The 17,948-nt window shown below is 61.8% G+C and carries 14 protein-coding genes; 12 read left to right on the top strand and 2 right to left on the bottom strand.

What is annotated here, in order from left to right; translation table 11 throughout:
* The first annotated feature begins 100 nt into the window (after positions 1-100).
* The 4 genes from AC1DWQ_RS08125 (at position 101) to fdhF (ending at position 6,529) form a co-directional block, all read left to right on the top strand.
* Positions 101-547, top strand: coding sequence for a PAS domain-containing protein (locus AC1DWQ_RS08125; protein ID WP_457280478.1), 447 nt, complete (start codon positions 101-103; stop codon positions 545-547).
* A gap of 124 nt (positions 548-671) precedes the next feature.
* On the top strand, positions 672-1,919 hold the full coding sequence (frc, locus tag AC1DWQ_RS08120; protein WP_477669187.1) for a formyl-CoA transferase: 1,248 nt from the start codon (positions 672-674) through the stop codon (positions 1,917-1,919).
* A 43-nt stretch (positions 1,920-1,962) separates the two neighbouring features.
* The gene (locus tag AC1DWQ_RS08115; RefSeq protein ID WP_477669186.1) at positions 1,963-3,660 is read left to right on the top strand and encodes an NAD(P)H-dependent oxidoreductase subunit E; all 1,698 of its coding nucleotides are present in this window, start codon (positions 1,963-1,965) and stop codon (positions 3,658-3,660) included.
* A 31-nt stretch (positions 3,661-3,691) separates the two neighbouring features.
* Positions 3,692-6,529: a formate dehydrogenase subunit alpha gene (gene fdhF / locus AC1DWQ_RS08110; protein ID WP_477669185.1), complete on the top strand. Its 2,838-nt coding sequence runs from the start codon at positions 3,692-3,694 to the stop codon at positions 6,527-6,529.
* A gap of 201 nt (positions 6,530-6,730) precedes the next feature.
* Here fdhF and rraA read toward each other — a convergent pair whose 3' ends face one another.
* A complete protein-coding gene (gene rraA / locus AC1DWQ_RS08105; RefSeq protein ID WP_477669184.1) occupies positions 6,731-7,243 on the bottom strand; it encodes a ribonuclease E activity regulator RraA in 513 nt (170 codons plus the stop codon).
* Positions 7,240-7,731: an Lrp/AsnC family transcriptional regulator gene (locus AC1DWQ_RS08100; RefSeq protein WP_007873193.1), complete on the bottom strand. Its 492-nt coding sequence runs from the start codon at positions 7,729-7,731 to the stop codon at positions 7,240-7,242. The genes rraA and AC1DWQ_RS08100 overlap by 4 nt, the downstream gene beginning before the upstream one ends.
* Positions 7,732-7,823: 92 nt before the next feature.
* On the opposite strand from AC1DWQ_RS08100, the gene yedA reads away from it, so the two are divergent.
* The 8 genes from yedA to AC1DWQ_RS08060 all read left to right on the top strand — a co-directional run bounded on the left by yedA (position 7,824) and on the right by AC1DWQ_RS08060 (position 17,931).
* Positions 7,824-8,747: a drug/metabolite exporter YedA gene (gene yedA / locus AC1DWQ_RS08095; protein WP_477669183.1), complete on the top strand. Its 924-nt coding sequence runs from the start codon at positions 7,824-7,826 to the stop codon at positions 8,745-8,747.
* Between the two features lie 110 nt (positions 8,748-8,857).
* The gene (locus AC1DWQ_RS08090; RefSeq protein WP_122956824.1) at positions 8,858-9,316 is read left to right on the top strand and encodes an SWIB/MDM2 domain-containing protein; all 459 of its coding nucleotides are present in this window, start codon (positions 8,858-8,860) and stop codon (positions 9,314-9,316) included.
* Between the two features lie 424 nt (positions 9,317-9,740).
* A complete protein-coding gene (locus tag AC1DWQ_RS08085; protein WP_477646562.1) occupies positions 9,741-10,751 on the top strand; it encodes an ABC transporter permease subunit in 1,011 nt (336 codons plus the stop codon).
* Positions 10,748-11,662, top strand: a complete 915-nt coding sequence (locus AC1DWQ_RS08080) for an ABC transporter permease subunit (protein WP_477669182.1) — start codon at positions 10,748-10,750, stop codon at positions 11,660-11,662. The genes AC1DWQ_RS08085 and AC1DWQ_RS08080 overlap by 4 nt, the downstream gene beginning before the upstream one ends.
* Before the next feature lie 10 nt (positions 11,663-11,672).
* A complete protein-coding gene (locus AC1DWQ_RS08075) occupies positions 11,673-12,689 on the top strand; it encodes an ABC transporter ATP-binding protein (RefSeq protein ID WP_477669181.1) in 1,017 nt (338 codons plus the stop codon).
* Positions 12,686-13,693, top strand: a complete 1,008-nt coding sequence (locus AC1DWQ_RS08070; RefSeq protein ID WP_477669180.1) for a peptide ABC transporter ATP-binding protein — start codon at positions 12,686-12,688, stop codon at positions 13,691-13,693. Before AC1DWQ_RS08075 ends, AC1DWQ_RS08070 begins: the two co-directional genes overlap by 4 nt.
* Positions 13,694-13,829: 136 nt before the next feature.
* Complete coding sequence (locus tag AC1DWQ_RS08065) at positions 13,830-15,467, top strand: ABC transporter substrate-binding protein (RefSeq protein ID WP_477669179.1); 1,638 nt, start codon at positions 13,830-13,832, stop codon at positions 15,465-15,467.
* Between the two features lie 238 nt (positions 15,468-15,705).
* Positions 15,706-17,931: a DNA/RNA non-specific endonuclease gene (locus AC1DWQ_RS08060; protein ID WP_477669178.1), complete on the top strand. Its 2,226-nt coding sequence runs from the start codon at positions 15,706-15,708 to the stop codon at positions 17,929-17,931.
* Positions 17,932-17,948: the final 17 nt, after the last annotated feature.

Raw genomic sequence — 17,948 nt, 5'->3', positions numbered from 1 at the left:
TTGAAGTAGCGGTCTTGATGGCCCAGAAAGACGGCGTTCAGATTGAGCGCCGTTTTTTTTAAGGCCTCAGTCAGCTTATTTTCGTAACAGGAGTGGACATATGCAAACAACAACCGACCTGAAACAGCTTGTGGAGGCTGTTGGCGATGCCATTGTGGCTTCCGATGCCGGCGGTGCAATTGTCTTGTGGAACCCTGCGGCCCAGCGGATGTTTGGCTTCACAGAAGAAGAAGCCCTGGGTAAATCGCTGGACATCATCATCCCGCAGCGCCAGCAGCAGCGCCACTGGGACGGCTATCACAAGACAATGGCGACCGGACAAACGCGGTATGGCAACGACGTTCTTCGTGTGCCCGCAGTGCACAAGGACGGGCACGGGCTGTCTATTGCCTTTACCGTCGCGCTGTTGCATACCCCGGACAACAAGGTGTCGGCGATCGTCGCGGTGATTCGCGATGAAACCGCCCGCTTTGCCGAAGAACGCAATCTGAAAAAACGCCTGACGGAACTGGAGATGCAGCTTGTCCCTCAAGGCAAAACACCGTAACCCAAAAGACAAAGGCACATCACCGGTGCAGTGATTAACATAGGGGTTGAACCGGGCACCCAGGTGTCCCGCAGCATGGCGCAAGCCATACGGGCATCCATTTCAACCTCCAGCAGGAACTTTCATGAGCAAAGCGTTAGACGGCGTTCGCATCCTTGACTTCACCCACGTCCAGTCCGGGCCTACGTGCACCCAGTTGCTGGCATGGTTCGGCGCAGACGTCATCAAGGTCGAACGCGCCGGCGAAGGCGACGCGACTCGCGGACAGTTGCGCGACATCCCCGGCGTAGACAGCCTGTATTTCACCATGCTCAACCACAACAAGCGCTCGATCACGCTGGACACCAAAAAGCCGAAAGGCAAAGAGGTTCTGGACACTTTGATCAAGGAATGCGACGTGCTGGTGGAAAACTTTGCGCCTGGCGCGCTCGACCGCATGGGCATCACCTGGGAACACATCCAGAAACTCAATCCCCGAATGATTGTCGCCTCGGTCAAGGGCTTTGGCCCCGGCCGCTACGAAGATTGCAAGGTTTACGAGAACGTTGCCCAGTGTGCCGGCGGCTCGGCCTCTACTTCCGGGTTTGACGATGGCCCACCCATGGTCACGGGCGCACAAATTGGTGACAGCGGAACCGGCCTGCACCTTGCCCTGGGAATCGTCGCAGCCCTCTATCAACGCAACACCACGGGGCGTGGCCAGAAAGTGCTGGCGCCCATGCAGGATGCCGTGCTGAACCTGTGCCGGGTCAAACTGCGCGACCAGCAGCGCCTGGAGCGCACCGGCACCATGCATGAATACCCGCAGTACCCAGACGGCAAGTTCGGTGAGGCCGTGCCGCGCGCCGGCAATGCCTCCGGCGGTGGCCAGCCGGGCTCCATCCTCAAATGCAAGGGCTGGGAGACCGATCCCAACGCGTATATCTACTTCATCACCCAGGGCGCCGTGTGGCCAGCCGTGTGCAAGGTGATCGGCGAAGAAGGCTGGATTGACGACGAAGCTTTCGCGACGCCGGCAGCCCGGCTGCTGCATTTGAAGCCCATCTTCGCGCGCATCGAGAAATGGACCATGACCAAGACCAAGTTCGAGGCCATGGAAATCCTGAACAAGTACGACATTCCCTGCGGTCCCATCCTGTCTATGAAAGAGATCTCGGAAGAACCCGGGCTCCGCGAAACGGGCACCATTGTTGAAGTCGACCACCCCACCCGTGGCAAGTACCTGACCGTGGGCAATCCGATCAAGATGTCCGACAGCACCACTGAAGTCACGCGCTCCCCCCTGCTGGGCGAGCACACCGACGAAGTGTTGACGCAACTGGGTTACGGCGCCGACTACATCGCCGAATTACGCGCCGAGCGCGTCATCTAGGTCGGGCAGCCCACGCCAGCCATACAGCGAGCCACTACGCTTCATGAACCATCCCATCATTCCCATCGCCGTCATCGACGCCTCCAAGCAGCGTAAACGCCAGGCGCCCAAGGGTCGCCGCGTTGACCCGCAGGCGCTGGCCGACGTGCAACGCCTGTTGGGCTCCGAGTCGCGCAGGCCAGACTTGCTGATCGAACACCTGCACAAGATCCAGGACGAGTTCGGCCACCTGTCGGCAGCGCACCTGGCCGCGCTGGCCCAGGAGATGCGGCTGGCCCAGACCGAGGTCTATGAGGTGGCAACCTTCTATCACCACTTCGACGTGGTCAAGGAAGGTGAAGCCGCTCCAGCCGCATTCACGGTGCGGGTCTGCGATGGCCTTTCTTGCGAGATGGCTGGCGCCAAGGACCTGCTGGCCAAGCTCCCTGCCTTGCTCGGCCGCGAAGTCCGGGTCATTGCCGCACCTTGCATAGGCCGCTGCGAGCAGGCGCCAGCAGTCGTGGTGGGACAAAACCCGGTACCCAATGCCAGCTGCGAGACCGTAATGGCGACCGTCGCAGCAGCAACTGTGCAGCACGTTCCTGACGGCTTTATCGACCTGCCCACTTACCAGTCAGCCGGTGGTTACGCTTTGCTCAAGCACTGCATTTCGGGCGAACGCGATGTCGAATCGGTTCTCAAGACCATGGAAGACTCCGGCCTTCGTGGGCTGGGTGGCGCCGGCTTTCCTTCAGGCCGCAAGTGGCGCATCGTGCGTGCCGAAAAAGGCCCACGCCTGATGGCGGTGAATATCGACGAAGGCGAGCCCGGCACCTTCAAGGACCGCGTCTACCTGGAGCGTGACCCGCACCGTTTCCTCGAGGGCATGCTGATCGCCGCCTGGGCTGTCGGCATCGAGAAGGTTTACGTTTACCTGCGCGATGAATACCACGGCTGCCGCAACATGCTGCAAGCCGAACTGACCAGGCTGCGCCTGGACCCACTGATGGTCGGCATGCCAGAGATCGAGCTGCGCCGCGGCGCCGGCGCCTACATCTGCGGCGAAGAGTCGGCCATGATCGAATCCATCGAAGGCAAACGCGGCATGCCCCGCCTGCGCCCCCCCTACGTCGCACAAGTGGGCTTGTTCGGCCGGCCGACGCTTGAGCACAACTTCGAGACGCTGTATTGGGTGCGCGACATCCTGGAAAAAGGCGGTGAGTGGTTCGCTTCGCACGGCCGCAACGGCCGCAAAGGCTTGCGCTCATTCTCGGTGTCCGGACGGGTCAAAGAGCCCGGCGTCAAGCTGGCGCCGGCCGGCATCACCATCCAGGAACTGATCGACGAATACTGCGGCGGCATGCTGGAAGGCCAGAAGTTTTACGCCTACCTGCCCGGTGGCGCGTCGGGCGGCATCCTGCCGGCCACGATGAACACCATTCCGCTGGACTTCGACACGCTGCAACCCTATGGCTGCTTTATCGGCTCGGCTGCGGTGATGATCCTCTCCGACAAGGACACGGCCACTGATGCCGCGCGCAACATGATGCGTTTCTTTCACCATGAGTCCTGCGGCCAGTGCACGCCGTGCCGTGTGGGCACAGCCAAAGCAGCACACCTTATGGAACAGCCGAAGTGGGACCTCGCCCTGCTGGCAGACCTGTCCCTGGTCATGCGCGACGCATCGATCTGCGGCCTCGGCCAGGCGGCTCCCAATCCCATGGACTGCGTCATCAAGTACTTCCCACACGAGCTGGCTTGAGCACCGCGTCAACAAGACAAGAGGCACCACGATGAATGCAATTACCCGCCAGGAACTCGCCGAACTCGACGCACCGCTTGTGAGCTTCAGCCTCAACGGCCGTGAGGTCCAGGGCCGCGCCACCGAATCACTGCTCCAGGTCGCCAAGCGCGAAGGCGTGGAGATCCCGCACCTGTGCTTCAAGGAAGGCATGGAAGCTGTCGGTAACTGCCGATCGTGCATGGTTGAAATCAACGGTGAGCGCGTACTCGCTCCCTCATGCTGCCGGGCACCTGCAGCCGGCATGAAGGTCGTCACCGACAGCGAACGCGCCGTGGCCTCGCAAAAGCTGGTGCTCGAGCTGCTGCTGTCAGACATGCCCGAAAAGGAATACACCCGCAACAACGAGGTAGACCAATGGGCTGCCAAGATCGGCGTCGGCAAGCCCCGTTTCGAGGCACGCCAACAGGTGCGCCAGGATGTATCGCACCCCGCCATCGCCGTGAACCTGGACGCCTGCATCCAGTGCACACGCTGCCTGCGCGCTTGCCGTGACGAGCAGGTCAATGACGTGATCGGGCTGGCCTTCCGCGGTGACCAGGCCAAGATCGTCTTCGATATGGATGATCCCATGGGTGCGTCCACCTGCGTGGCCTGCGGCGAATGTGTACAAGCCTGCCCGACGGGCGCCCTGATGCCGGCCCGCGAGGCTGCCTTGACCGTGCCGGACAAGCAGGTCAAGTCTGTGTGTCCCTACTGCGGTGTGGGTTGCCAGCTGACCTACAACGTCAAGGACGACAAGATTCTTTTTGTGGAAGGCCGCGACGGCCCCGCCAACCATGAACGCCTGTGCGTCAAAGGCCGTTACGGCTTCGACTACGCGCATCATCCGCACCGACTGACAAAACCGCTGATCCGCCGCGAAGGCATGCCCAAGACCGGCGACTTCACGATGGACCCGGACCGCGTGATGGACGTGTTCCGCGAAGCCAGCTGGGAAGAAGCGCTGGAATTCGCCGGCGGCAAGCTCGCCGCCATCCGTGACCAGCACGGCAAGAAATCGCTGGCCGGCTTTGGCTCGGCCAAGGGCAGCAACGAAGAAGCCTACCTGTTCCAGAAGCTGGTGCGCACCGGTTTCGGCAGCAACAATGTGGACCATTGCACGCGCCTGTGCCACGCGTCCTCGGTTGTCGCCCTGCTGGAAGGCATTGGATCTGGCGCCGTCTCTAACCCCGTCATGGATGTCACAAAGGCCGATGTGGTCGTGATCATCGGCGCCAACCCGACGGTGAACCACCCGGTGGCCGCCACCTGGATCAAGAACGCCGTGAAAAACGGCACCAAGCTGATCGTGATGGATCCGCGCCGCTCCGACCTCACGCGCGTGGCGCACCGCCACTTGCAGTTCAAGCCCGATACCGATGTGCCCATGCTCAACGCGATGATGAATGTCATCGTGACCGAGGGCCTGGTGGACCAGGCCTTCATCGACAGCCGCACTATCGGCTACGAAGAACTGCGCAAGAACGTTGAGGGCTACACACCCGAACTGATGGCGCCGATCTGCGGCATTGACGCCGACACGCTGCGTTATGTGGCCCGCCTGTTCGCCACTTCCAAAGGCTCGATGATCCTGTGGGGCATGGGTGTGTCGCAGCACGTGCACGGCACCGACAACGCGCGTTGCCTGATCGCCCTTTCGCTGATGACCGGCCAGATCGGCCGTCCTGGTACCGGCCTGCATCCTCTGCGCGGCCAGAACAACGTGCAGGGTGCGTCCGACGCGGGCCTGATCCCCATGATGCTGCCGGATTACCAGCACGTCTCCAAGCCCGAGGTCCGCGCCAGCTTCGAGAAGGCCTGGAACGTCGCTCCCGGCTCCCTGGACGACCAGGTCGGCCTGACGGTGGTCGAAGTGATGCACGCCATCAAAAAGGGCGGCATCAAGGGGATGTATGTGCAAGGCGAGAACCCGGCCATGTCCGACCCGGACGCCAACCACGCGCGCGAAGCCCTGGCTGCGCTCGATCACCTCGTGGTGCAGGACATCTTCCTGACCGAAACCGCCTATCTGGCGGACGTGATTTTGCCGGCCAGTGCCTTCCCGGAAAAAGACGGCAGCTTTACCAACACCGACCGCCTCGTGCAGATGGGCCGCAAGGCGATCAACCCGCCCGGCGATGCACGCCAGGACCTCTGGATCATTACGCAGATCGCCAACCGCATGGGTTGTGGCTGGCACTACAACCATGTCAGCGAAGTCTTCGACGAGATGCGCCACACCATGCCGAGCATTGGCGGCATCACCTGGGACCGGCTTGACCGCGAGCATTCGGTCACCTACCCCTGCATGAAAGAAGGCGATCCCGGCCAGTCGGTCGTGTTTGTGGATGACTTCCCCCGCGAAGGCGGCCGCGCGAAGTTCGTGCCGGCCGACATCATCCCGGCCAATGAGCGCCCGGACACCGAATATCCGATGGTGCTGATCACCGGGCGCCAGTTGGAGCATTGGCACACCGGCAGCATGACACGGCGCGCGACGGTGCTCGATGCGATCGAGCCCGATCCTGTCGCCCTGGTACACCCGCTCGACCTTGCCGCCATGGGCGGCAAGCCCGGCGACGTGGTGACCATCGAGTCACGCCGCGGCAAGGTGGAGCTGTACGCCCGCGCCGACGAAAGCTCGCCACGCGGCGCAGTTTTTGTACCTTTCTGTTACTACGAGGCAGCCATCAACAAGCTGACCAATGCCGCGCTAGACCCGTTTGCGAAGATCCCGGAGTTCAAATACTGCGCGATCCGCGTGTCGCTGGGTGGCGTGCCACCCGAGCAGGACAGCTACGGTGGCGGACAGGCGCTGAAGAACTCGATCGCTCTTGCGGGGTTCTGAGTATTTTTTGGCAGCAATGAGAAGCAGGGCATGAGCGGCCGCCTCTGCTGCTCAAAGACAGCGCGTGAGTGCTATTAAATTTATAGCTGCTTACGCCCTTTTTTATTGGGGTTGAGGCCGATTTTTCCAATATTCCATCCAGCCCCCGCTGCAAACCTCTGTGCCCGGCGGTAGAGCGCCTGGATTACAAGCGCCCTGCGTCTACGCTTGCGCAGGCGCCGGCATCACCACCACCCCATCCTCGTCGGCGTAGAGCCAGTCGCCCGGCCGCACCCAGACGCCCTGTATCTGCACAGCGATGTCACGCAGGCCCGCCTGGCGCCTTTCCGTGGGCAGCGGCATGCTTGCCAGGGCGCGGATTCCGGTCTGGCATTGCGCCAGCTCCGCCACGTCGCGCACGCAACCGTCAATCAGCACCCCTGCCCAGCCGTTTTTGGCGGCGGCGGCGCCCAGATTGCCGCCCAGCAGCGCGCGGCGCAGCGAGGCGCCCCCGTCCACCACCAGCACGCGCGCCTCTCCGGGCGACTCCACCGCCGCCTTGACCGGCGTGTTGTCTTCAAAGCATTTCACCGTGACGACGGGACCGCTGAACTTCTGAAGGCCGCCATAGCTCCTGAAAACAGGCGGGAGCACCCTGAAATGACCCGAGGTGTCGCCTTTGTGGAGGTCGCAGAGATCGCAGGTGGCGAAGGAGGCGAGATTGTCTTGGCTCATTTTCCGGTGACTTTCTTGATGACGGGTTTGATGTCTTCGCGCCGGGCGGGCAAGACCACCGCATTCTCGCGGGGGGCGTTCAGCACGATGGAGGTCGAGGTCTCGGTGAGGATGCAGAACTTGGTCACCACCGCGTCCAGGTGCGCCACGTCGATCACCGCGATTTCCAGCACCCAGCTGTCCTCGCCGGTGACGTTGTAGGCATTGATCACTTCGGGCGTCTGCTCGATCAGCTTGACCACCCGGGCGTACTCGACCCGCCCTACCCGCGCGATAGCGCGTATGCCGTAACCCAGCCGCGCCAGGTCAACCTCGGCCCGGTAACCTTTGATCACGCCGCCCAGTTCGAGCTTGCGCACACGCTCCGTGACTGCCGGCTGGCTCAGGTGAACGCGGCGACCCAGCTCGGCCATGGTGATCCGCGCATCGCGCTGCAGTTCGCCGAGGATGCGGCTGTCGTAATGGTCCCATTCGGTGGTTTCGGTCATATCGCTTTTCAAGCTTTAAATTTAAAGGCCAGCTGCAGTTTTGCCGTTAGTTTTGCATAGTCTGAGGGCGTTTGGCAACCTACCATGCAGGCATGACCTCCACATTCATTTCATCCTCCGCCACCGGCAAAGCGCCGGCGCTTTTGATCCCTGCCCTGCTCGCCTGTTACCTGGTGTGGGGCTCCACTTACCTGGCAATCCGCTTTGCTCTGATCAGTTTTCCGCCTTTCTTCCAGATGGGCACGCGTTTCCTGGCGGCCGGCCTTCTGATGATGGCTTGGGTGCTGATACGCGGGCACAAGCTGCCCAGCAGGCGCGAGTGGGCCAGCGCCGCCGTCATCGGCACCCTGATGCTGGGCGGCGGGATGGGGCTGACAGCATCGGCTGAACTTCACATCGGCTCCGGACTGATCGCCACCTTCATCGCGGTGGTTCCCATGATGGTGTCGGCCTGGGGCCTCCTGCTGGGCCAGCGGCCCAGCAGGCTGGAGTTCCTGGGCATGGTGGTAGGGCTGGCAGGTGTGCTGATGCTGGTGCAAGGCGCCAGCTTTAGCGCTGCTCCCGTCGGCATGGCGTGCATTGCGGGGGCGACCTTGCTGTGGTCACTCGGCTCGGTGCTGTCCACCACCCGGCTGCCGCTGGCGAATGGCCCCGCGGGTTTTGCCAGCGAAATGTTGTGTGGCGGCGCGGTGTTGATGGCGATTTCTCTTGCATTGGGTGAGCACCGCGAAGCCGCTGCCAACTGGCCCGCGCAGCCTGAAGCCGTGCTTGCGTGGCTCTATCTCGTGGTGTTTGGCTCGCTCATCGCCTTCAGCGCCTACCTCTATCTGCTGGCCAATGCCTCACCTGCAGTAGCCACGAGCTATGCCTTTGTGAACCCCTTGATCGCGATTTTTCTGGGTGCATTCTTCGCCGGAGAGCACGTCACTGGGGGCGAATGGGCCGCTTGCGGCGTGATTCTCATGGGCGTTTTCCTGATTTTCAGAGGTAAATCTGCAACATCCAGGCGCAAATAAAGTGCGTTTGCACTAGGAAACTGCGTTTTTCTCCAGTAGCATCCGCATTGCCACAAGGAAGAGTAGTTATCCGTGTGGTGATTTATCAACTTCTAGAAGGAAAATCAATCATGGCAACTGCAAAAAAAGCACCGGCTAAAAAAGCGCCTGCAAAAAAGGCTGCTCCGGCAAAGAAAGTAGCTGCGAAGAAAGCAGCTCCTGCAAAGAAGGCTCCTGCGAAAAAAGCAGCGCCTGCGAAAAAGGTAGCCGCGAAGAAGGCAGCTCCCGCCAAAAAAGTTGCGGCCAAAAAGCCAGCAGCGAAAAAAGCGCCTGCCAAAAAGCGCACGCCCAATGCAGCGTTCATGAAGGCACTGACCTTGAGCCCGGCACTGGCAGCAGTGGTTGGCGACAAGCCTCTGCCACGTACCGAGATCGTCAGCAAGCTGTGGGTTTACATCAAATCCAAGGGCCTGCAGGACAAGGTCAACAAGCGCATGATCAACGCCGACGAAAAATTGCGTGCCGTTTTCGGCAAGGCGCAAGTGTCGATGTTCGAGATGGCTGGCCTTATCGGCAAGCACGTCAAGTAATCGGCTCCCGCCGATATCAAAAGGCCGGTTTGCACCGGCCTTTTTTTATGCGCGGCTGGTAAGAGGGCACCTACCGCACCCCCAACCGCTGGCACGCTTCCTGCGTTGCACTCGCATGCTCCCGCGCCATGCCACCCTCTTCCATTAACGTCCAAAGCCTCCTGAAACGTATGCTAATGCCATAGGGTTACTCGGTAGCCCGCCACCAGCGGCACAGTCGAAAAACGACGCTATTGTTGCTAAGATAAAAATCCCCCTTGCGGCACCGCCCGCACCAGACCAAATAGAACAGACCCATGTTGATGCCATTGCAGCTACTGCATTCAAAAACCGGGGCGGCGGAAAACCCCGCGTGCCCTGCCTGTCGCCACCGCGACGGGCACTCGCCAGCCCGCGTCAAGTCCTGCCTTAGCATCCCGCGATAATGCTGCGCTTTATTTTTACCCGACTGAGCCTGATCATTCCCACCTTTTTGGGGATGACTCTGCTGGCTTTCTTCCTGATCCGCATGGTGCCCGGCGACCCGATCGAAACCATGGCGGGCGAGCGCGGCATCGATCCGGTGCGCCACGCGCAATTGCTCAAGGAATACGGCCTGGACCGACCCGTCATGGTGCAGTACGGCATCTACATCGGCCGGGTCCTGAAAGGCGACCTGGGCAAGTCCCTGATCACACAGGAGCCTGTACTGCGCGAATTCCTCACGCTGTTTCCGGCCACCATCGAACTCGCCGTGTGCGCCATTTTGTTTGCACTGCTGATCGGCATCCCCGCGGGCATCCTGGCGGCGGTCAAGCGAAACTCCATACTCGACCATGGCGTCATGGGGGTGTCCCTCACGGGGTATTCCATGCCGATTTTCTGGTGGGGATTGCTGCTGATCCTGCTGTTCTCGGTGCAGCTCGGCTGGACCCCCGTATCGGGCCGGCTGTCGGTGCAGTACTTCATTGAGCCCACCACAGGCTTTCTGTTGATCGACTCACTTCTCTCGGAAGACAAGGGTGCTTTCTGGTCGGCCGCTTCCCACCTGATATTGCCCATGATTGTGCTGGGCACCAACCCGCTGGCGGTGATCGCGCGCATGACGCGTTCGGCCATGCTGGAAGTGCTGGGCGAAGACTACATCCGCACCGCGCGCGCCAAAGGGCTTTCCAACCTGCGCGTGGTGGCCCTGCATGCGCTGCGCAATGCATTGATCCCGGTGGTCACCGTGATCGGCCTGCAGGTCGGCGTACTGTTCACGGGCGCCATCCTCACCGAAACCATCTTTTCCTGGCCGGGCGTCGGCAAATGGCTGATCGAAGCCATCAGCCGCCGCGACTACCCCGTTCTGCAGGGCGGCATCCTGCTGCTGGGCGCCATCGTCATGGCCGTCAACCTGCTGGTGGACATCACCTACGGCATCATTAACCCACGCATCAGGCACCAGCGATGAGCACGGCCACCTTGAAATCCGCCCCCCCGAAACCGGGCACGCCCCCGGCGCCACCGCACCCTCTGCGCGAGTTCTGGAACTACTTCAGCGCCAACAACGGCGCCGTGATCGGCCTGGTCATCGTGATTGGCGTGCTGCTGCTGGCGCTCTTTGCGCCCCTGCTGGCGCCGCACGCACCCAACATCACCAACAACGCCGTGTTCCTCAAGCCACCGGCCTGGCAGACGGGCGGCTCCTGGACCTATCCCCTGGGCACCGACGCCATCGGCCGGGACATCCTCTCGCGCCTGATGTACGGCGCCCGCCTGTCGCTGGTGATCGGCCTGGCCGTGGTGGCGCTGTCGGTGGTTGTCGGCACGGTGCTGGGCCTGCTGGCAGGCTTTTTCCGCGGCATCTTCGAGATCGCCGTGATGCGCCTCATGGACATCATCCTGACCCTGCCCAGCCTGCTGCTGGCCATCGTGATCGTCGCCATCCTCGGCCCCGGGCTGATGAACGCCATGCTGGCTGTTGCCATCGTCGTGCTGCCGCATTACGTGCGCATCACGCGCGCCGCCGTGATCGCCGAAACCTCGCGTGACTACGTGACCGCCGCGCGCATGAGCGGCGCCAGCCGTATCCGCCTGATGTTCAGCGAAATCCTGCCCAACTGCACGGCGCCGCTGATCGTCCAGGCCTCACTGGGCGTGTCGACCGCCATCCTGGACGCCGCCGCCTTGGGCTTCCTGGGCCTGGGCGCCCAGCCACCCTCACCCGAATGGGGCACCATGCTGGCCGATGCCCGCGAATTTGTCTTGCGCGCCTGGTGGGTGGTCACCTTCCCCGGCCTCGCAATTTTGATCACTGTGCTGGCCTTCAACTTGCTCGGCGACGGACTGCGTGACGCATTCGACCCCAAGCTGAAGCGCTGAAAGATTCCGTATGGCTTTGTTAGAAATAGAAAACCTCTCCGTCGAGTTCCCCTCGCAAAACGGCATCATGCACGCCGTTGACGGCATCAGCCTGTCGCTGGAAGAAGGCGAAGTCCTCGGTATCGTCGGCGAATCTGGCTCCGGCAAAAGCGTCACCATGATGGCCTTGATGGGCCTGGTGGCTTACCCCGGCCGCGTGAAAGCCGACAAACTACGGTTTGCCGGACACGACCTCCTCAAGCTGTCGCAAGGCGAGCGCAACAAGCTCATCGGCAAAGACGTGGCGATGATCTTCCAGGAACCCACGACCAGCCTGAACCCCTGCTTCACCGTCGGCTTCCAGATCACCGAAACCCTGCGTCTGCACCTGGGCATGGATAAAAAGGCCGCAACACGCAAGGCCATCGAACTGCTCGAGCAGGTCGGCATCAATTCACCCGAAAGCCGCCTGAAGGCCTATCCCCACCAGCTCTCCGGTGGCATGAACCAGCGCGTGATGATCGCCATGGCGATCGCCTGCAACCCGCGCCTCCTGATTGCCGACGAGCCGACCACGGCGCTTGACGTGACCATCCAGGCGCAAATCCTGGACCTGCTGCGTAGCCTGCAAAAAGAGCGCGGCATGGCCCTGGTGCTGATCACACACAACATGGGCGTGGTGTCCGAAATGGCACAGCGCATCGCGGTGATGTACGCCGGCCAGATCATGGAAGAGCAAAGCGCACACGCCCTTTTCAACACGCCCCAGCACCCCTACACCGAAGCCCTGCTTTCGGCCCTGCCTGAGCGCAGCGACGGCAGCTCCCGCCTGGCGACCATCCCCGGCATGGTGCCCGGCCTCTATGACCGCCCTACCGGATGCCTGTTTGCTCCGCGCTGCGCCTATGCCACCGAACATTCCCGCAACGAGCGCCCGCTGCTGCGCGCCTGGAAGGACGGCATGGTTCGCTGCCACTACCCGCTGGGTGATCCCAGCCGCGAGGCCAACATCGAGCACGACACCCCACTGGTGGAGGCCGCGCAATGAGCACCGCCACCACTTCCACCACCCTGCCGACCGAGCCCGTCGTTGAAGCAAAAAATCTCAAGCAGGTCTATGAAATCCGCCGCGGTTTCATGCGCAAGTCCGACCACCTGCAGGCCGTCGGTGGCGTTTCCTTCTCGGTCCACGCCGGCAAGACGCTGGCCGTTGTAGGCGAATCGGGCTGCGGTAAATCCACGCTGGCCCGTATGGTCTCGCTCATTGAAACGCCTACGGGCGGCGAATTGCGCATCACCGGCATAGACGCGGTGAACAGTGGCCAGGAAGAGCGCCAGGGTCTTCGCAAGGCCGTGCAGCTGGTGTTCCAGAACCCCTACGGCTCGCTCAACCCGCGCAAGAAAATCGGCGCCATCCTTGAGGCGCCACTGGAAATCAACACCAGCCTGACAGCTGAAGAGCGCGCCGCCAAGGCCCGCGCCATGCTGGCCATGGTGGGCCTGCGCCCCGAGCACTACGACCGCTATCCCCACATGTTCTCGGGCGGCCAGCGCCAGCGCATTGCCATTGCACGCGCGTTGATGCTCAACCCCACGGTGGTGGTAGCTGACGAGCCGGTATCGGCCCTTGACGTCTCCATACAGGCCCAGGTGCTCAACCTGCTGGCCGACCTGCAGCAGTCCATGGGTCTGGCCTATCTGTTCATCTCGCACGACCTGGGTGTGGTGCGCCACATCGCCCACGACGTGTTGGTGATGTACCTGGGCCATGCCGTTGAACAAGGCGAGAAAAATGCCCTGTTTAACCGGCCCCTGCACCCCTACACCCAGGCCCTGCTGGCCTCCACACCCGGCCTGGCCGGCACCGGGGTGAAGCAACGCATCGTGCTCAAGGGCGAGCTGCCCTCGCCGCTTAACCCGCCCACCGGCTGCGTGTTCTCTACCCGTTGCCCGCACGTCACCGACCGCTGCCGCGCCGAAAGGCCGCAGCTGCGCGAAGTTGCAGAGCGGCAGGTTGCGTGCCACTATGCTGAAAACTTTCTCACTGCGTGACCTGAAACCATGCGCTCAAGCACCGGTTTCAGGCCACGTTTTTCAATGACCAGGGCGCACAACGTCACAAATGTTGTGCAATCTGGCCGCAAGCCCCCGCTGCAAAAGCAGCATTAACCTCCAAAGGGATCGTCAAATGATTCAGACCAAACCAAGTGCAAACCGGCTGCGCCCGGTCCAGCGCGCATTGCTGTGCGCTATTGCCCTGCCAGCGCTGCTGGCACTTTCACCCGTCTCCGCGAAGACGCTGGTGTTCTGCTCTGAAGGCAGCCCCGAAAACTTCTACCCTGGCGTCAACACCACGGGTACGTCGTTTGATGCCAACGAACCCGTCTACAACCGCCTCGTCGAATTCGAATACGGCGGCACCAAGGTCGTTCCCGGCCTGGCCGAAAAATGGGACATTTCCGCCGACGGCCTGACCTACACCTTCCACCTGCGCAAGGGCGTGAAATGGCATGCCAGCAACAAGGCCTTCAAGCCAACGCGCGACTTCAACGCCGACGACGTGCTGTTCATGTTCGAACGCCAGTGGAAAGAAGACAACGCCTTCTTCAAGGTCACCAGCCCCAACCACTCCTACTTCAGCGACATGGGCATGCCCAAGCTGCTGAAATCGGTGGAAAAGGTCAACGACCTCACTGTCAAGATCACGCTGGACAAGCCTGAAGCGCCATTCCTCGCCAACCTGGCCATGCCTTACGCGGCCGTGCAGTCCAAGGAATACGCCGACGCCATGCTGAAAGCCGGCACGCCGGAAAAAATCGACCAGGACCCGGTGGGCACCGGCCCCTTCTACCTGGTGCAGTACCAGAAAGACGCGGTCATCCGTTACAAGGCCTTCCCGCAATATTGGGGCGGCAAGGCCAAGATCGACGACCTCGTGTACTCGATCACGCCTGACGCTTCGGTCCGCTGGGCCAAGCTGCAGAAGAACGAATGCCACGTCATGCCCTACCCCAACCCCGCCGACCTCGACGCGATCCGCAAGGACGCCAACGTGACGATCGTCGAGCAGGCCGGCCTGAACGTGGGCTACCTCGCCTACAACACGACCAAGAAGCCGTTTGACGACGTGCGCGTGCGCAAGGCCATCAACATGGCGATCAACAAGAAAGCCATTGTTGACGGCGTGTACCTGAGCACCGGTGTTGCCGCCAAGAACCCGATCCCGCCAACCATGGCCGCGTACAACAACGCCATCAAGGACGACGAGTACAACCCCGAAGCCGCCAAGAAATTGCTGGCCCAGGCCGGTTTCCCCAACGGTTTCACCACCGACCTGTGGGCAATGCCCGTGCAGCGCCCATACAACCCGAATGCCAAGCGCATCGCCGAGTTGATGCAGGCTGACCTGGTCAAGGTCGGCGTGACCGCCGAGATCAAGAGCTTCGAATGGGGCGAGTACCGCAAGCGTTTGCAGGCTGGCGAACACCAGATGGGGATGCTGGGCTGGACCGGCGACAACGGCGATCCTGACAACTTCATGTACACCCTGCTCGGCTGCGCTTCAGCCCAGTCCGCCAGCGGTTCCAACATCGCCAAGTTCTGCTACCAGCCGTATGAAGACCTGGTCCTGAAAGCCAAGACGGTGACCAATCCTGCCGAGCGCATCAAGCTCTACCAGCAGGCCCAGGTCATCTTCAAGGAGCAAGCGCCCTGGTTCACCATCGCCCACGCAGTGCAGCTCAAGCCCATCCGCAAAAGCGTGATCGGCTACAAGAACAGCCCGTTCGGCCGCCACAACTTCTACGCAGTGGACATCAAGGAATAGTCCTTCATGGCTTGAAGTGGCTTTGTCATAAAGCCGCTTCCATTCAAAACCCTCCTTCTTCAAGGAGGGTTTTTTCATTGTGGCGCCTTGTTTTTCGCGAGCCGCTGTACGTCTTTACAGGTCTGCACTAACCCGGCTTGTGAAGTCTCCTCCGACTGGAGGGTGCATTTTCCCGTGGAATGGAGGAATATCCATTTCCCCGAATTCTGCAGGCCGAAGGCCGGCGAAGGAACAAGAAATGGGACAGACACTCGGAGCGGTCAAGACGAGGCAACAGGGCATCCTGACGGATGCGGCCCGGCGTTGGGAAGAGCGCATGAAGCAGCGCGAAACCGGCCTTGAAAAAATCCGGAACCAAGGCCCAGGCGCCGCCGACACACCCAAGCGCCAAGCGGAATGGACAGCCCGCCAATTGACCAGGGCCGCGGGCGGCTTTCCCCTTTTCCCCGAGCGTGTCATTGGTGCGTGGAATCCCGTGGAATACGCGCCCAGCGTCCAGGCCTCGGACGCCGCGAAACCCGTGGCCCGCATCGTCCAGCAGCGCAGCGCCAGCCATACGCCCATCGGCGTGGCCACGGGCCTGTTGATCGGGTTCGACCTGCTACTGACGAATCATCACGTGTTTCCTTCAAAGATTGACGTCGACGGCCACGCGGCGAATTTTTTCTACGTGCGCGATGAGTACGGCATCAACAACGGCAAGTACTACGACTTCGATCCAGACCGTTTCTTTGTTACCGACCCGGCCCTCGACTTCACCATCGTGGCGGTGCAGCCCCGCAGCCGCGAGAGCGACCAGATTGCCTCATGCGGCTGGACGCGGCTGATCGAGGCAACGGGCAAGGTGTTGACGGGCGCTCCGGTCAATATCATCCAGCACCCCGCCGGCGGGCCGCGGGCCTTCGCCATCAGCGACAACAAGTTGATGGACATCCTGCCCACCGGCTTTCTTCACTATGAGACGGACACGCGGCCGGGCTCCTCCGGCTCCCCGGTCTACAACACAGACTGGGAACTGGTGGCGCTGCACCACTGCGGCGTGCCGGCGATGCGGGACGGCCGGATCCTGGACAAACGGGGCGCCCCCTGGGACCCGGAGTCGCAAAGCGACGACGACATCCAGTGGATCGCCAATGAGGGCGCGCGCGTCAGTTTCATCGTTGAAAGGCTTAAATCCATGTCGATTCCAGAATCCATGCGCATGATCGCCCGGCAATTGCTGGCGACCACGGCAGACCCGCTCACCGGCACAGAGAGCGTGCCGGCCGGCACCGCCTCGTCATCCCTCTTACCTCTCGCCTCACGGCCCGGAGGCGGCAACACCTTCAATTTCTCGGGGCCAGTAACCCTGCACGTCTATGGCGGGCAGGCGCTTCAGCCCGGCGTGCCTGCCGCCGCTGCACCCGTGTCGGTGCCTGCACCCGCGGCGCCCGCGCAAGTTCGTTTGCCTGATGGTTCCGGTGCGCCTTCGGCGGATGGCCTCTTCACCGCCTTTCAGGAAAAATCCCTGGTTTTCGACGAGAACTACGCGGGCCGCAAGGGATACAACCCGAAATTCCTCGGCCAGGAGGTTCCTGCCCCTGTGGCCCAGTCGCGATGGGATGGTGCCCTCTATTCGGTTGCCGATTATGAGGAATTCAATGCCGGTGTGGACGACGTGCCCGCAGTGAAGACAGGCCACCTGGCGCCGGCCGATCCGCTACCGCTTGACTACCACCACTTTTCCCTCGTAATGCACAAGCCGACACGCATGTGCCTGTGGACCGCCTCGAACTACGACTACCGCCCCAAATCGCGCACCGACCCGCGGAAGCGGGCGGATTTCGGAGGGGAAAACTGGCGAGAAGACCCGCGGCTACCGCTGGAATACCAGCTGCTCAACAAGGACGTCTACGGCCCGGCCAAACGGATTGACCGCGGGCACATTGTCCGCCGCGAAGACAACTGCTGGGGCGCCGACGCGGACGAAACCGAATTCGCGAACGCCGACAGCTACCACTGGCCCAACTGCACGCCGCAGCATGAGGCCTTCAACCAGGAGAACCCCAATGACCGCAGCGGCCAGCGCGTCTATGAAGGCGGGGTGGTCGGTATCTGGGGCCAGTTTGAGCGCCTGCTCACCGACCAGGTTCAGGAGTCGGGCGGGCGCGCCGTGCTGTTCGCGGGGCCGGTGCTCACCGAATTTTTCGAGTCCAAAAACTGGGGAACCGGCAAGGTCAAAATCCCCAAAAAATTCTGGAAGGTCGTGGTCGTGCCCGAATCGCAAAAACGCGGCGCGAAGCTGCTGGCCTATGGTTTCGTCTTCAGTCAGGAAAAACCGATCAGGCAGTTCGGCGACACCTATGAGTCGATAGACATGCCGGCCTTCGAACGCAACCAGGTCGCCATCGCGGATATCGAGGAACTGGCCGGCTTGAAGTTCGACCCCAAAATCGTCGCCGCGGATCAGTACGCAGGCCAGTAGCTATCCGGCAGCGGCCC

It is taken from the genome of Polaromonas sp. P2_G11 (assembly GCF_056403595.1).
The sequence above is the reverse complement of the archived record's forward strand: the minus strand, read 5'-3'. Positions and strand labels throughout refer to the sequence as shown.

Coding starts and splice junctions, on each gene's coding strand:
- AC1DWQ_RS08065 (WP_477669179.1), top strand. CDS start 13,830: ATGATTCAGACCAAACCAAGTGCAAACCGGCTGCGCCCGGTCCAGCGC.
- rraA (WP_477669184.1), bottom strand. CDS start 7,243: ATGAGCCAAGACAATCTCGCCTCCTTCGCCACCTGCGATCTCTGCGAC.
- yedA (WP_477669183.1), top strand. CDS start 7,824: ATGACCTCCACATTCATTTCATCCTCCGCCACCGGCAAAGCGCCGGCG.
- AC1DWQ_RS08060 (WP_477669178.1), top strand. CDS start 15,706: ATGGGACAGACACTCGGAGCGGTCAAGACGAGGCAACAGGGCATCCTG.
- AC1DWQ_RS08075 (WP_477669181.1), top strand. CDS start 11,673: ATGGCTTTGTTAGAAATAGAAAACCTCTCCGTCGAGTTCCCCTCGCAA.
- AC1DWQ_RS08080 (WP_477669182.1), top strand. CDS start 10,748: ATGAGCACGGCCACCTTGAAATCCGCCCCCCCGAAACCGGGCACGCCC.
- AC1DWQ_RS08085 (WP_477646562.1), top strand. CDS start 9,741: ATGCTGCGCTTTATTTTTACCCGACTGAGCCTGATCATTCCCACCTTT.
- AC1DWQ_RS08115 (WP_477669186.1), top strand. CDS start 1,963: ATGAACCATCCCATCATTCCCATCGCCGTCATCGACGCCTCCAAGCAG.
- fdhF (WP_477669185.1), top strand. CDS start 3,692: ATGAATGCAATTACCCGCCAGGAACTCGCCGAACTCGACGCACCGCTT.
- AC1DWQ_RS08070 (WP_477669180.1), top strand. CDS start 12,686: ATGAGCACCGCCACCACTTCCACCACCCTGCCGACCGAGCCCGTCGTT.
- AC1DWQ_RS08125 (WP_457280478.1), top strand. CDS start 101: ATGCAAACAACAACCGACCTGAAACAGCTTGTGGAGGCTGTTGGCGAT.
- AC1DWQ_RS08090 (WP_122956824.1), top strand. CDS start 8,858: ATGGCAACTGCAAAAAAAGCACCGGCTAAAAAAGCGCCTGCAAAAAAG.
- frc (WP_477669187.1), top strand. CDS start 672: ATGAGCAAAGCGTTAGACGGCGTTCGCATCCTTGACTTCACCCACGTC.
- AC1DWQ_RS08100 (WP_007873193.1), bottom strand. CDS start 7,731: ATGACCGAAACCACCGAATGGGACCATTACGACAGCCGCATCCTCGGC.